We start from the raw sequence: 14,653 nt of genomic DNA on the forward strand, positions 1-14,653 counted from the left end.
GATCTCGCGAGCGGCGACGGCACGCATCTCGGCGGCCTCGTGCTCGGCCTCCGAACGGACGGCGGCGGCCTCGCGCTTGGCCGTGGCACGCGTCTCGGCGGCCTCGGTGGCGACGGCGCCGCGGATGGCGGCGGCCTCGCGCACGGCGTCCTGGGTCATCACGTCGCGGTCGTCGGCGGCCTTCCCGAGCGTCGCGGCCGCCTGCGCCTCCGACTCGTCGCGGGTGCGGTCTGCGCGGCGACGCGCCTGCGTGACGAGGCGCTCCGCCTCGTCGCGCGCCTCCTGGAGAACGCGGTCGCCCTCGTCGCGGGTGGAGCGACGCAGCGCCGAGGCGTCGTTCTCGGCCTGGGCGATGATCCGCTCCGACTGCTCCTCCGCCACGCGCAGTGTGTGCTCGAGTTTCGCGCCCAGCCCTGCGTAGGTGGGTGCGCCGACCTGCTGCAGCTCCTTCTCGAGGCTCTCGATGCGCGCGGAGAGGCGCTTCACCTCTCGGCTGCTCTCGGCCGCCTGGGTGTTCGACTGGATGAGCTCGCGGCGCATGCCCTGGATGGCCTTGTCGACCTCGTCCCGGTCGTAGCCACGGAACACCTGGGTGAATTCGGCCTCGTCGTTCGCCACGTCGTCTCCTTCAGAGCAGGGCCGCGGAGGGGCTCACGGCACTCGGAAAGTGTATTCAGCGCGCGGGCATCGGCCGGGGCGACACCCGCACCGCGCGCCGCACGGAGGCACTCTCGGCCGTTCCCGGGCATCGGAGGGAGGGCATCGGCTATCGTGGACTGTCTTTGTCTGTTGCCGTCGCGCCCCGGTCCGGCTGCGTCCCCGAGCCGGTCCCGGCCGTCACCCCGATCCGGCAACGCAGGAGGAGTTCTTTCGTGCGGTTCGTCTTCGCCATCATCGCCACCGTCATCGCCGCCGCGATGATCGCGCTCGGCATCGGTCAGCGGACGGTCTGGGCTCCTCCGGAGTCCTTGACCGCCGAGACCTCGCTCGACTCGTCCGCGCCCTACGCGGTGATCGACGGGAGCACGCTCGGCGCGAATCCCGGTCGCCAGACGATCACGGTCGAGGGTGGCGGTGACTCGTGCTCGCCTACGCCCGGACCTCCGACGTGCTCGGCTGGGTCGGTGGCTCGCCCTACGATGCCGTCGGCTACAGTACGGCGAACGACGCACTGACCGCCGAGCAGGAGACCGGCGAGGGCGTGGAGCTCTCGGCCGACGTCGCGACTGCCGACGCCGCGGTCGTCGATCCGCGCGGATCCGACCTGTGGCTCGAGCAGTTCGAGGGCACGGGCAGCATCTCCGTCGCGCTCGACGTCCCCGATGACGTGTCGATCCTGATCGCGAGCGACGGCACCGCTCCCGCGGCCGACTCGGTGCGGGTGAGCTGGCCCGTCGACACGGCGACCCCGCTCGCGGGTCCGCTGCTGCTGGGCGGTGCGATCTTCCTCCTGATCGGTCTCGGCCTCTACGTCTGGGCGTTCGTCCACCTGCGCCGTCAGCACGGGCCCCGTCGCAAGGGACCTCAGGGCCGCATCCCGCGGGGAGCGCGTCGACCACGTCCTCGAGCGGGGATCCAGGCGTCCGTGGCCTCCACACCGCTGCGGCGCCGCCGTGGCGCTCTCGTGCTGCCCGTCGTGCTGGGCACCACGGTGCTGCTCTCCGGGTGCAGCTCGGACTACTGGCCCGACCTGGCCGCGGGCGCGAGTGCCGCGCCGACCGCCTCCGTGACCGCGACGCCCGGCGCCGAGCCGGTCGCGGCCGACCCGACCCCTGTCGTCACGACGCAGCAGGCGGAGGCGATCGTCGCCGAGGTCTCGGACGTTGCGTCGCGCGCCGACGCAGCACGGGACGCCGGGATCTTGGCCGAGCGCTTCCAGGGAGAGTCGCTAACGGAGCGCACCACGAACTACGAGGTGATCGCCAAGGGCGGCACCATCGACCCGCCGCAGGCGATCCCCGGCTCGCCCGTCAGCCTCGTGCTGCCCCAGGACACCGAGACCTGGCCTCGCCTCGTCACGGCCGTCGTCCAGAACTCGGCTGACACCACCCAGGCGCCGATCGCCCTGATGATGAGCCAGGCGAGTCCTCGGACCGACTACAAGGTCGATTACGCGATCTCCCTCGAGGCCAACGCTCGGATCCCCGACGTCGCACCGGTGACCGTGGGGACCTCGATCGTCGCTCCCGACTCGCGGCTGATGAAGCTGGCGCCCCAGACTGTCGGCTCGGCCTACGCAGACATCCTGGCCAACGGCGATTCCAGCCAGTACGCGGGGCTCTTCTCGCCTGACGGCGACACGCTCCGCGGCCAGGTCGGGGTCGACAAGAAGAACGCCGACCGTGAGGCTCTTCCGGACACCGCCTCGATCGAGTTCTCGAACAAGCCCGGCACCTCACCGACGATCGCCCTTGCGACGAACGACTCGGGCGCGCTCGTCGCGGCGAGCATCGCCGAGACCTCGACCGTGCGGCCCACCGCCGAGGGTTCGACGGTCTCGACCTCCGGTGCCTCGCAGTCGCTGCTCGGCACCGACAAGTCGACCACGGGGATCGAGACCACCTACGGTTACCAGTTGTTGTTCTATGTACCGCCCGTCGGATCGGAGGAGAAGATCGTGATGCTCGGATGGAGCCAGGGACTCGTCTCGGTGGTGCAGCTGCCGTGAGCGCCGTCCCACCCCTGCCGGGGAACCTCCGCGGCGCCATCGACCTGTCGTCGCTGGTGAACCGCCGTACCCCTTCCGCCCCCAGCGCGACGCAGGCCGACCCTGCGGTTCCGGGCGCGGCGCCCGCCGGCTCGCAGGCCGCGAATCCGCTCCTGCTCACGGCCGGCGACGCCGAGTTCGACCAGGTGGTGCAGCTCTCGTCGCGCGTGCCGGTGATCGTCGATCTGCGGGGCTCGTGGGCCGAGCAGAGCACGAGCATGACCGCCCTGCTCGAGAAGGTCGTCGTCTCGTACGCCGGTGCCGTCGTGCTGGTCGGAGTCGACGTCGAGTCGAGCCCGCAGCTCGCTCAGGCGTTCCAGGTGCAGTCGGTGCCGACCGTCGCCGCGATCATCGGCGGACGGCCGGTGCCGCTGTTCAGCGGTCTGATCGCCGAGGAGCAGCTGCGCGACCTCCTCGAGCAGGTCCTCCAGCTGGCCGCGCAGAACGGCGTCACGGGCACCGTCCCGGTCGGCGCCGAGGCGCCCGCCGAGGGAGCGGAGCCCGAACCGGAGCCGCTGCCGCCGCACCACCAGGAGGCGTACGACGCGATCGACCGGGGCGACTATGCCGCGGCGATCAGCGAGTACGAGACGGCCATCGCGCAGAACCCGCGCGACGCCCTGGCCGTCGCCGGCCTCGCGCAGGTCCGCCTGCTGGCCCGGCTCCAGGGCCGCACGCTCGACGACATCCGCTCGACGGCCGCTGCCGAGCCGTCGAACCTCGACGCGCAGCTCGCCGTGGCCGACCTGGACGTCTCGGGCGGGCACGTCGAGGATGCGTTCGATCGCCTCCTGGCGCTGTTCCCGCGCCTCGACGCGGACGGCAAGGCGGCGACGCGGGCTCGGCTGCTCGAGTTCTTCGAGATCGTCGGACAGACCGACCCGCGGGTGAACAAAGCGCGCGCGCGCCTCACCGGCCTGCTGTACTGACCGCTCCGGCGCGCTGAGCGATCGGGGCGTCCGAGTGCCGGATCGCGGCTGAGACGACCGAGCCCCGCCCGGACCCCGCAGCTGCGGCGGTCCTCCGGCGGGGCTCGGTGTCCGCAGGCCGTCAGCCGGCCGGCCGGAGGTAGAGCACCGCCAGCGGGGGCAGGATGATCTCGGCCGATGCGGGGCGGCCGGCCCACGGCTCCTGCCGTGCCTCGACGGCGCCGAAATTGCCGACCCCGCTACCGCCGTAGATCTCGGCGTCGGTGTTGACGAGCTCCTCCCAGCGCCCCGCGATCGGCAGGCTCACCCGGTAGTCGTGCACCGGCGCACCGGAGAAGTTCGCGATGACGGCCACGGGACGCCCCTCGCCGTCCTTCCGCAGGAACGAGATGACGTTCGGCACGGCCGCGCCGCCGTCGATCCACTCGAAGCCGGCCTGGTCGCTGTCCAGCTCCCAGAGCGACGGTGAGTCGCGGTAGACATGGTTGAGCTGCCCGACGAGGCTCCACAGACCACGATGGCTGGGCTGGTCGAGGATCCACCAGTCGAGCCCGCGCTCCTCGCTCCACTCGGAGTACTGCCCGAACTCCTGCCCCATGAACAGCAGCTGCTTGCCCGGGTGCGCCCACATGAAGGCGAGGTAGGCGCGGACGTTCGCCAGTTGCTGCCAGTGGTCGCCCGGCATCTTCTGGATCAGCGAGCCCTTGCCGTGCACGACCTCGTCGTGACTGATCGGGAGGACGAAGTTCTCGCTGAAGGCGTAGACGAAGGAGAAGGTGATCTCACCGAGGTGGTACTGGCGCCAGAGCGGGTCGTTCGCCATGTAGCTCAGCGAGTCGTGCATCCAGCCCATGTTCCACTTGAGCCCGAAGCCGAGGCCGCCGGAGGTCGTCGGCTGGGTGACACCCGGCCAGCTGGTCGACTCCTCGGCGATCATCATGATGCCGGGGTGCAGCTTGTAGGCGGTGGCGTTGACCTCCTGGAGGAGGCTGATGGCCTCAAGATGCTCGCGTCCGCCGTGCTCGTTCGGCAGCCACTCGCCCTCCTTGCGGGAGTAGTCGAGGTAGAGCATCGAGGCGACCGCGTCCACGCGGAGGGCGTCGACGTGGAACTCCTCGAGCCAGAACAGCGCGTTCGCGACCAGGAAGTTGCGCACCTGGGTGTGGCCGAAGTCGAAGACGTAGGTGCCCCAGTCCATCTGCTCGCCGCGGCGCCAGTCCGGGTGCTCGTAGAGCGGCTCCCCGTCGAAGCGCGCGAGAGCGAAGTCGTCCTTCGGGAAGTGCCCGGGCACCCAGTCGACGATGACGCCGATGCTCGCCTGGTGCAGGCGATCGATCAGGTACTTGAGGTCGTCGGCCGTGCCGAAACGGCTGGAGGCGGCGTAGTAGCCGGTCACCTGATACCCCCACGAGCCTCCGAACGGGTGCTCGGCGAGCGGCATGAACTCCACGTGCGTGAACCCGAGCTCGGTGATGTACTCGATCAGCGGATCCGCGAGGTCCCGGTAGCCCAGGCCCGGCCGCCACGATCCCAGGTGCATCTCGTAGACGCTCAACGGCTGCGCGTGGGGATCGACCGAGGCGCGCTTCTGCATCCACGCGGAGTCGTCCCACCGGTGGTGCGAGACCGCGACCTTCGAGGCGGTCGCCGGCGGGACCTCGGTGGCGCGCGCCATCGGGTCGGCCTTGCGCACCCAGCGTCCGTCACGGGACAGCAGGTCGAACTTGTAGGAGGCACCGGGCTCGATGCCGGGGACGAAGATCTCCCAGACGCCGGTGACGCCGAGGTTGCGGAGGGCGTGTCCCTCGCCGCTCCAGTCGTTGAAGTCGCCCACGACCCGGACGGCCTGCGCGTGCGGTGCCCAGACCGCGAAGGAGGTACCCCAGACTCCTTCGTGCTCGCGATGACGGGCGCCCAGTGCCTCCCAGAGCCGTTCGTGCCGACCCTCGCCGATGAGGTAGAGGTCGAGGTCGCCCACCGTCTTCGAGAAGCGGTACGGGTCCTCCGCGGTCCACTCGCCGCCGCCGCCGTAGCGCGCCTCGACCGTGTACGGCTGCGGCCCGAGGACGTGGAAACCCTGCCAGATGCCGTCGCTGAGGTGCCCGAGCTCGACGCGCGCGCCGGAGGAGAGGACGACAGCGACCTTCTCGGCGAGGGGCCGGCGGACGCGCACGACGGTGACGGGGTCCGCGACGCCGGGGGCCGCGACGAGGTGCTGCCCCAGGACATCGTGCGGCAGCGCGTTGCTGCCGGTGGCCAGCTGCTGCAGCACCCAGTCGGGGAGGTCGGGGAGGGTGATCGCGGAGGTCCCGTCGATCGGTGCTCCGGCGACGACGGGCTCCGGGGTAGCGCGCTCGTCGCCGAGCGGTCGAGGCACCTCCGAGGCCGACTCGACCGCGGAGGTGGGCGAGCCTTCGCGGGAGGCGGCGGGGTACTGCTGCGAGTCCGGGGCGGGACCGGCGTGGGCGCCGTGGCCCGTGGTCGTCGCCGAGCTCGTGCCCGTGGTCGGAACTGTCTCGGCGTGCGGTTCGAGACCGGCGGTCTCCGCGGGGCTCCCGCTCTCGGGGGGTGTTCCGCTCATCGTTCGTCCGCCTTCACGCTCAGGATGTGCACAGGCTCGACGAAGGAGTCGAGCCGTACGTAGTTGTCGCTTCCCCAGGTCCAGACGGAGCCGGTGATCAGGTCCTCGACCTCGAACGTCGCGCCCCACTCGAGGCCGATCGCGGGCAGGTCGAGGTGCACCGTGGTCTCGCGGGCGGAGTGCGGATCGGTGTTCACGACGACGAGAACCGTGTCGGCCGTCCTGGTGCGCGTGAAGTGGCGATCGAGGTGCTTGGAGTAGACGAGGATCGCGTCGTCATCGCTACCGTGCACGTGGAGGTTACGCAGCTGGCCCAGGGCGGGGTGCGCTCGGCGGATCTCGTTGAGACGCGTGAGATACGGCGCGAGTGAGCGGCCGGACTCCTCGGCCCCCGACCAGTCGCGGGTCTTGTACTCGTACTTCTCGTTGTCGATGTTCTCCTCGGCGCCGGGGCGCGCGACGTTCTCGACCAGCTCGTAGCCGGCGTACACCCCCCAGAGCGGAGAAGCGGTCGCGGCGAGGGCGGCGCGCACCTTGTAGGCCGAGCGTCCGCCGTACTGGAGGTACTCGGTGAGGATGTCCGGTGTGTTCACGAACAGGTTCGGCCGCATGTAGTCGGCGGTCTCGTGCGAGATGCTCGTGAAGAACTCGGCGAGCTCCTCCTTGGTGTTGCGCCAGGTGAAGTACGAGTACGACTGCTGGAAGCCGACCTTGCCGAGGGCCCGCATGATCGCCGGCCGGGTGAAGGCCTCGGCGAGGAACACCACCTCGGGGTGCTCGGCGTTCACCTCGTGGATGATCCACTCCCAGAAGTCGAGCGGCTTGGTGTGCGGGTTGTCGACGCGGAAGATCCGCACGCCCAGGTCGATCCAGTGCCGCAGGACGCGCAACGCCTCCCGGCGGATGCCCTCGGGGTCGTTGTCGAAGTTGATCGGGTAGATGTCCTGGTACTTCTTCGGCGGGTTCTCTGCGTAGGCGATGCTCCCGTCCGGGAGGGTCGTGAACCACTCGGGGTGGCTGGTGACCCAGGGGTGGTCGGGCGAGGCCTGCAGGGCGAAGTCGAGGGCGAGCTCCAGGCCCGCCGCGGTGACGGCGGCGTGGAACGCACGGAAGTCGTCGACCGTGCCGAGATCGGGGTGGATGGCGTCGTGGCCGCCCTCGGCCGAGCCGATCGCCCACGGCGAGCCCGGGTCGCTCTCCGCGGCGTCGAGCGTGTTGTTCGGGCCCTTGCGGAACGAGCGCCCGATCGGGTGGATGGGCGGCAGGTAGAGCACGTCGAAGCCCATCGCGGCGACGGCGGGGACGCGCTCGGAGGCGGTGCGGAACGTGCCGCTGGTCACCGTGCCGTCCTCGTGGCGCACGGCGCCCTCGGACCGCGGGAAGAACTCGTACCAGGCGCCGACGCCGGCACGGGTGCGCTCGACGTGCACGGTGCGGGGTGCGGAGACGCTCGCGATGCTGCGCACCGGACGGGCTTCGAGCGCGCCGTGCACGGCGGGATCGGTCGCGGCGACGAGGCGTGCCTCTGCGGCGAGCGCGGTGTCGGCCACTCGGGAAGCAGTCGCAGCGAGGAGGGTCCGCTCGGCCTCCGGACGGGACTGATCGTCGGCGCCGGCGCGCAGCAGGCCGGCGCCGATGGCGAAGGTGACGTCGATGTCGAGCCCGGCGGGGATCTTAACGTCGGCGGTGTGCAGCCAGGTCGCCCAGTCGTCGGCGAAGGCGCGGATGCGGTAGGTCCAGTCGCCCTCCGCATCGAGGAGGACGAGGCGACCGTAGCGGTCGGTACCCGTCGCGAGCAGGGACATCCGGTGCTCCGACTCCGCCCCCGAGGGCGAGGTCAGCAGCAGGTCGACTCCGATGAGGTCATGTCCCTCGCGGAACGCCGTCGCCGCGAAGGGGACGACCTCGCCGACGAAGGCCTTGGCCGCCCAGCGGTCGTCCTCGAGCCGGGGCTGCGGGTCGAGGATCGGGATGCGCTCGGCGCGCACGCGGTACCCACTGCCGCTCGCCGCCGGGGGAGCGTCCGGCGTGACGGGAGAAACCGGGGCCTCGTCGGCCGCCGGCTCGGCCGGCACCTCCTCGGGAGGCGCCCACGCCTCCTGGGGTGCGCGTCCGCGACCCGCTCGTCGTGCGTCCTTGCCGTGCGGAGCCTTGCCGAAAGGTATCTGAGCCACGTCACGACAGTAGCGACCGGCGCGCGCTCGCACACGACGCTTGCGCGCGCCTGCGGCGCTGTGCAAACGGTCCGCGCCGGGCCCGTTCGTGCGCCGCGGGGCTCCGCTAGGGTGACCGAGCGCGACCGCCCCGGTGCTCCGCGACCGGGGTTCCCGGGTCCGCAGAGAGTCGAGGGGTGCCGTGAAGGCGATCCGCCGCTTCATCGTCCGCTCCGTCCTCCCGCCCGAGCTCTCGGCGCTCGGTGAGCTCGCGGGTAACCTGCGCTGGGCCTGGCACGAGCCCACCCGGCGGCTGTTCGAGCGGGTCGATCCCGAGCTCTGGCGGCGCGGGGGAGCGGACCCCACCGCGCTCCTGGGCGCTGTCAGCCCCGAGCGGCTCGCCGAGCTCGCCGGTGACGGCGCCTTCGTCGAGGAGGCGCAGCGGTTGCGCGAGGACCTCGAGCGCTACCGCACCGAGCCTCGGTGGTACCAGTCGCTCCCGGAGACGGCACCGCGCTCGATCGCGTACTTCTCACCCGAGTTCGGCATCGCCGCTGCGCTGCCGCAGTACTCCGGTGGTCTGGGGATCCTCGCGGGCGATCACCTCAAGGCTTCCTCCGACCTGGGCGTCCCGGTCACGGGCGTCGGCCTCTTCTACCGCTCCGGCTACTTCTCCCAGGGACTCTCGGCCGACGGCTGGCAGCTCGAGTCCTACCCCTCGCTCGACCCCGACGGTCTCCCGCTGCGCGTCGTCCGCCTCGCCGACGGCTCCCCGGCCCGGATCGTGCTCGCGCTCCCTGACGGCCGCGCCCTCTACGCGCGTGTCTGGCGGGCCGAGGTCGGCCGGGTGACACTTCTGCTCCTCGACACCGACATCCCCGAGAACGAGGACGCCCTGCGCTCGGTCACCGACCGTCTCTACGGCGGGGGCGGCGAGCACCGCCTGCAGCAGGAGCTGCTACTCGGGATCGGTGGCGTGCGCGCGCTCGACCTGTGGGCGGAGGTCTCGGGCACGGCGCTCCCTGAGGTGTTCCACACCAACGAGGGGCACGCCGGCTTCCAGGGGCTCGAGCGTATCTCGGGTCTGATCGGCGCCGGGCTCGACTTCGACCAGGCGCTCCAGGTGGTGCGCGCAAGCACGGTCTTCACCACGCACACGCCGGTGCCCGCCGGAATCGACCGCTTCGACCGCGACCTGATCGCCGCCTACTTCTCGACCGAGCTGCTGCCGGGCGTCCAGGTCGAGGACGTGCTCGCCCTGGGTGTCGAGCCGGGCGGCTCCGGCACCGCGTTCAATATGGCCTACATGGGTCTGCGCCTGGCCCAGCGCTCCAACGGCGTCTCGATCCTGCACGGCGAGGTGAGCCGGTCGATGTTCGCCAGCCTCTGGCCGGGCTTCGATGCGGAGGAGGTGCCGATCGGCTCCATCACGAACGGCGTGCACGCGGCGACCTGGACGGATCCGGTCCTCCGCGACCTCGCCCGAGACCGACTCGGCATCGACGACACGACGCGCGCCGACTGGGCGTCCGACGCGCTCAGCGACGACCAGCTCTGGCGGGCCCGCCGCGCGATGCGGGAGCAGCTCGTCGACGACGCCCGACGTCGAGCAGCGCGCTCGTGGCGCGAGCAGAATCCGGGCGGGCTCCCTCCGGCCTGGCTCGACGAGGTGCTCGATCCGGACGTGCTGACCATCGGCTTCGCGCGCCGGGTGCCGACCTACAAGCGGCTGACCCTGATGCTGCACGACCCCGAGCGTCTGCGTGCGCTGCTGACCCATCCGCAGCACCCGATCCAGATCGTGATCGCCGGCAAGTCGCACCCGGCCGATGAGGAGGGGAAACGGCTGATCCAGAAGCTGGTCCGCTTCGCGCAGGAGCCCGACGTCCGCCGACGCATCGTCTTCCTCCCCGACTACGACATCGCGATGGCCCAGCTGCTCTACCCGGGCACCGACGTCTGGCTCAACAATCCGCTGCGTCCGCTGGAGGCGTGCGGGACGTCCGGGATGAAGGCAGCGCTCAACGGCTCGCTCAACCTGTCGATCCTGGACGGCTGGTGGAACGAGTACTTCGACGGCGAGAACGGCTGGGCGATCCCCTCCTCCGACCGCGCCCTCGACCCGGAGGCGCGCGACACGCTCGAGGCCGACGCGCTCTACGAGCTGCTCGAGACGGAGGTCGTGCCGCGCTACTACGAGCGCGACGCGGACGGAGTCCCGCGCCGCTGGGTGCGCTCGATCCGCCACACGCTGGCGACGCTCTCGCCCGAGCTCTCGGCCGAGAGGATGGTGCGCCAGTACGTCGAGGCGCTCTACCAGCCGGCGGCCGAGTCGCAACGGGCGGTCACCGCCGACCACTTCGAGCCGGCGAAGGAGCTCGCCGGCTGGAAGCGCCGGGTGCTCGCAGGATGGTCCGGCGTGGCGGTCGCGTCCGTCGAGTCGGGAGGCATCGATGCGGTGCCGCAGCGTGGCGACCGGCTCGCGGTGCGCGCCGGTGTCCGTCTGGGCGGGCTCTCGCCCGAGGACGTGACGGTCGAGGTCGTCTACGGAACGCCGTCGGCCGACGGCTCACTGACGGGGGTACGACACCACGAGCTCGAGGTGGTCGAGGAGGTGGGCGCCGTGGTACCGGCGGACGCGGTCGGGCGCGTCCCCTACGCCGGCGTGGTCACGCTCGACCGTAGCGGCTCCTTCGGCTACACAGTCCGCGTGGTGCCGCGCCACCGCCTCCTGCCCCGCTCGGCCGAGCTCGGGCTGACTGCCGCCGCAGGCTGACCGGCGCCCGGCCGGCACTCGAGGTCCCGCTCGTGAGGAGTCTCCGGCGAGGACGGCCCTCGGCCGGTCGTCCTCGCGCGGCCCCATGCGGGGAGGAACGGAGGGATCAGCGGGCGATGTCGGCGAGGACGGCGCCGGTGGCGGCGACGAGATCGGCGGGGGCGAGCTCGATCTCGAAGCCGCGGCGACCGCCCGAGACGAGGACGGTGTCGTAGAGCTCGGCGGTCTCGTCGAGCACCGTGCGGTGCCGCAGACGCTGTCCGAGCGGCGAGATGCCCCCCAGCACGTAGCCGGTGCGCCTCTGCGCCAGCGCGGCATCGGCCATCGCCGCGCGCTTGCCGCCGACCGCCGACGCCAGCTCCTTCACGCCCAGCGAGCCCGTGACCGGGACGATGCCCACCACGAGCTCCCCATCGACGTCGACCACGAGCGTCTTGAAGACGCGCTCGGGCTCCACCCCGAGCGCCTCGGCCGCCTCGACACCGTAGCTCGTGGTCGACGGATCGTGCCGGTACTCGTGAGGAACGAAGGCGATGCCCGCCGTGGCCAGAGCGACCGTGGCCGGGGTGCCCGGCCCGTTCCGCGCCATCACCGACCCGCCTCCGCCTCCGCCGTGCCGGTCGGCTCGCCGTGCGCTGCGAAGAGCTGCATCGAGGTGCCGGTCACGCGGATGACCTGCCCGGGCTCGAAGGACTCGCCGTGCTCCAGCGGCTCCGGCTCCTCGCTGTTCCACAGCCTCGTGTACCCGGTGACGCCCTCGGCCTCGGCGAGCACCACCGTCGTGTCCTCCTCCACGCCGTGCACGACGAGGAGGACTCGATCCGGCCGGCCCTCCTCCGGGGTCGACGCCGCGAGGTACTGCAGGGTACGGTTCGCCGCCGAGGTCCAGTCCTGGTCGGACATGCCGTGGCCGTGCGCGTCGAACCAGTGCATGCTCGTCGACCCCGGCGTGACCTCGCCGCCCCGACCGTAGCGCGAGGGGCGCAGGGCGGGGTGTTCTCGCCGCAGGCGGATCAGCGTGCGGGTGTGCGCCCGCTGGGCGAGCTGCCAGGCCGCCAGGCCCTCCCAACGCAGCCAGGTGAGATCCGAGTCCTGGCAGTAGGCGTTGTTGTTGCCGCGCTGGCTGCGTCCGGTCTCGTCGCCGGCGGTGATCATCGGCACGCCCGCGGAGAGCAGGAGAGTGCCGAGCAGGTTGCGCATGGCCTTGCGACGGGCGAGCGTGATCTGCTCGTCGGTCGTCAGGCCCTCGAAGCCGTGATTGAAGGAGCGGTTCGTGTCGGCTCCGTCGCGATTCGATTCGCCGTTGCCGATGTTGTGCTTCACGTTGTACGAGACCAGATCGGCCAGCGTGAATCCGTCGTGCGCGGTGACGAAGTTCACGGAGGCGAGCGGTCCCCGCTCGGCGGAGAACGTGTTCGACGAGCCGGAGAGCCGGGTGGCGAAGCCGCCGATGCCCACGGGGGCCGTGCCCGCGCGCCGGGCGTAGTCGATGTCCGAGAGCCAGAAGTTGCGGGTGCGGTCGCGGTAACGGTCGTTCCACTCCGACCAGCCGACGGGGAAGTTGCCGGTCTGCCATCCACCCGTGCCCACGTCCCAGGGCTCGGCGATCATCTTCACGTCGGTCAGCGCCGGGTCCTCGACCGCCGCACGGAGCAGCGGGTGGTCGCTCCGGAAGTGCGCGATCTCGTCACGACCGAGTGTCGCGGCGAGGTCGAGCCGGAAGCCGTCGATCCCGACCTCCTCGGCCCAGTAGCGCATCGAGTCGAGGGCCAGCCGCTGAGCCGCGGGCCGGCCGAAGTCGAGCGTGTTGCCGCAGCCGGTCACGTCCACGTAGTGACCCTCTGCCGTCTGCCGGTACCAGCCCGCGTCGTCGATCCCGCGCAGGCTCGACATCGGGCCGCCCGGCCCCTCCTCGGCCGTGTGGTTGTAGACGACGTCGAGGATCACCTCGAGGCCCGCCTCGTGCAGCAGCTTCACCATCCCCTTGAACTCGCGCAGCACTGCGGTCGGGCCGCCCCGCTGCGCCGCGGGGGAGGCGTAGGCCGCGTGCGGACTGAAGAAGTTCAGCGTGTTGTAGCCCCAGTAGTTGGTGAGGCCCTGACGCAAGAGGCGCTGCTCCGAGACGAAGGCGTGCACCGGAAGCAGCTCGACGGCGGTGATGCCGAGATCGAGCAGGGCGGCGACGGTCGACTCGTGCGCCAGCCCGGCGTAGGTGCCGCGCAGCTCGACCGGGAGCGCCGGATTCAGCCGGGTGAGGCCCTTCACGTGCGCCTCGTAGATCACGGTGCTCTCGAGCGGGGTGCGCGGTCGGGAGGAGCCGCCCCAGTCGAAGGCGTCGTCGACCACGACCGAGCGCCACTCGTTCTCGGCCACCCGGTGCAGCCCGCGCGAGTACGGCTCGAGCAGCGCGCGCCGCGGGTCGAAGCGGTGGCGCGGACCGGTCGGGCCGTCGACGCGCAGGGCGTAGCGGCGACCGGGCGCGAGCAGGTCCGAACGCGCCGACCAGACCGCGTGGTCGTCGCGCTGGAGGGGCACGGTGCGGGTGACCCACGCCGGGTCCTTCTCGTCGTAGAGCAGGAGATCGACGGCGCTCGCGTTCTCGGACCACACCCGCAGCTCACCGCCCTGCTCGTCCGCGCTCACGCCGAGCCGGGCCAGGGGATCGTGAGAGGTCATGCGACATACAGTAGTGACGGCCACCGGCCTCCTCCGTGGCCCTGACGCGGGATGAAGGACTGCTGTGATCTACCTCGACCACGCGGCGACCACGCCGCTGCGCGCCTGCGCCCTCGCTGCGTTCGCGGAGGCCTCCGCGCACGCCGGCAACCCCTCCTCCGTGCACGGCTCGGGCCAGGAGGCGCGCCGCCGGCTCGAGGACGCCCGCTCGGCGCTCGCCGGAGTGCTCGACTGCGAGCCGATCGAGGTCGTCCTCACGGCCGGGGGGACCGAGGCGGTCAACCTCGGCATCAAGGGCCTGTTCTGGCAGCGCCGTGCCGAGGACACCGCCCGCACGCGCGTGCTCGTCGCTGAGGGCGAGCACCACGCCACCCTCGACAGCGTCGCCTGGCTCGCCGAACACGAGGGTGCGCAGATCGAGTGGCTGCCGCTCGACGAGGAGGGCACGCTGCAGCCGCAGGCGCTCGCCGCGGCCGTGCAGCGCGACCCCGGCTCGGTCGCGCTGGTCACCGCGCTCTGGGTCAACAACGAGATCGGCACGATCAACCCGGTCGAGGAGCTGGCCGGCGTCTGTGCGCGCGCCGAGGTCCCGCTGCACCTCGACGCGGTCGCGGCCCTCGGCCACGTTCCGTTGCAGATCGCGGAGGTGCGCCGGGCGTCGGGCTCGCGGCGCGGAGTGGGCCTGGTGGCCGTGAGCGTGTCCGGACACAAGGTCGGCGGACCGATCGCGACCGGCGCGCTCGTCCTCGCCCGTGCGCCCGGGTCGTGCCGGTGCTGCACGGAGGCGGTCAGCAGCGCGGAGTCCGGTCCGGAACCCAGGACGTCCCGGGT

General features: G+C 71.7%; 9 protein-coding genes. 4 read left to right on the forward strand and 5 right to left on the reverse strand.

Going from position 1 to position 14,653, the window contains the following annotated elements:
- On the reverse strand, positions 1–618 hold a 618-nt coding region (locus tag ACH61_RS10220; protein ID WP_153038833.1), incomplete at its 3' end, for a DivIVA domain-containing protein.
- Positions 619–1,081: 463 nt separating this feature from the next.
- Between ACH61_RS10220 and ACH61_RS10225 the strand changes: the two genes are divergently transcribed.
- A complete protein-coding gene (locus tag ACH61_RS10225) occupies positions 1,082–2,668 on the forward strand; it encodes a hypothetical protein (RefSeq protein WP_082845192.1) in 1,587 nt (528 codons plus the stop codon).
- A complete protein-coding gene (locus ACH61_RS10230) occupies positions 2,665–3,636 on the forward strand; it encodes a tetratricopeptide repeat protein (protein ID WP_068211808.1) in 972 nt (323 codons plus the stop codon). The genes ACH61_RS10225 and ACH61_RS10230 overlap by 4 nt, the downstream gene beginning before the upstream one ends.
- 121 nt (positions 3,637–3,757) lie before the next feature.
- Here ACH61_RS10230 and glgB read toward each other — a convergent pair whose 3' ends face one another.
- Both glgB and ACH61_RS10240 read right to left on the reverse strand, forming a co-directional pair.
- Positions 3,758–6,217, reverse strand: a complete 2,460-nt coding sequence (glgB, locus tag ACH61_RS10235; protein WP_082845193.1) for a 1,4-alpha-glucan branching protein GlgB — start codon at positions 6,215–6,217, stop codon at positions 3,758–3,760.
- Positions 6,214–8,205 (reverse strand): alpha-1,4-glucan--maltose-1-phosphate maltosyltransferase, encoded by a 1,992-nt coding sequence (locus tag ACH61_RS10240; protein WP_413784035.1) that lies wholly within the window; start codon positions 8,203–8,205, stop codon positions 6,214–6,216. Before ACH61_RS10240 ends, glgB begins: the two co-directional genes overlap by 4 nt.
- Before the next feature lie 367 nt (positions 8,206–8,572).
- On the opposite strand from ACH61_RS10240, the gene glgP reads away from it, so the two are divergent.
- Positions 8,573–11,146: an alpha-glucan family phosphorylase gene (gene glgP / locus ACH61_RS10245; RefSeq protein ID WP_068211810.1), complete on the forward strand. Its 2,574-nt coding sequence runs from the start codon at positions 8,573–8,575 to the stop codon at positions 11,144–11,146.
- Positions 11,147–11,252: 106 nt separating this feature from the next.
- On the opposite strand, the gene ybaK is transcribed toward glgP, so the two are convergent.
- Together ybaK and glgX are read right to left on the reverse strand one after the other, a co-directional pair.
- The gene (ybaK, locus tag ACH61_RS10250) at positions 11,253–11,735 is read right to left on the reverse strand and encodes a Cys-tRNA(Pro) deacylase (RefSeq protein ID WP_068211812.1); all 483 of its coding nucleotides are present in this window, start codon (positions 11,733–11,735) and stop codon (positions 11,253–11,255) included.
- The gene (gene glgX, locus ACH61_RS10255; RefSeq protein ID WP_068211814.1) at positions 11,735–13,822 is read right to left on the reverse strand and encodes a glycogen debranching protein GlgX; all 2,088 of its coding nucleotides are present in this window, start codon (positions 13,820–13,822) and stop codon (positions 11,735–11,737) included. Before glgX ends, ybaK begins: the two co-directional genes overlap by 1 nt.
- A 64-nt stretch (positions 13,823–13,886) precedes the next feature.
- On the opposite strand from glgX, the gene ACH61_RS10260 reads away from it, so the two are divergent.
- The coding region (locus ACH61_RS10260; protein ID WP_236713631.1) for a cysteine desulfurase family protein at positions 13,887–14,653 on the forward strand (767 nt) is incomplete at its 3' end.

Source organism: Rathayibacter tanaceti (assembly GCF_001634385.1).
GTDB lineage: Bacteria > Actinomycetota > Actinomycetes > Actinomycetales > Microbacteriaceae > Rathayibacter > Rathayibacter tanaceti.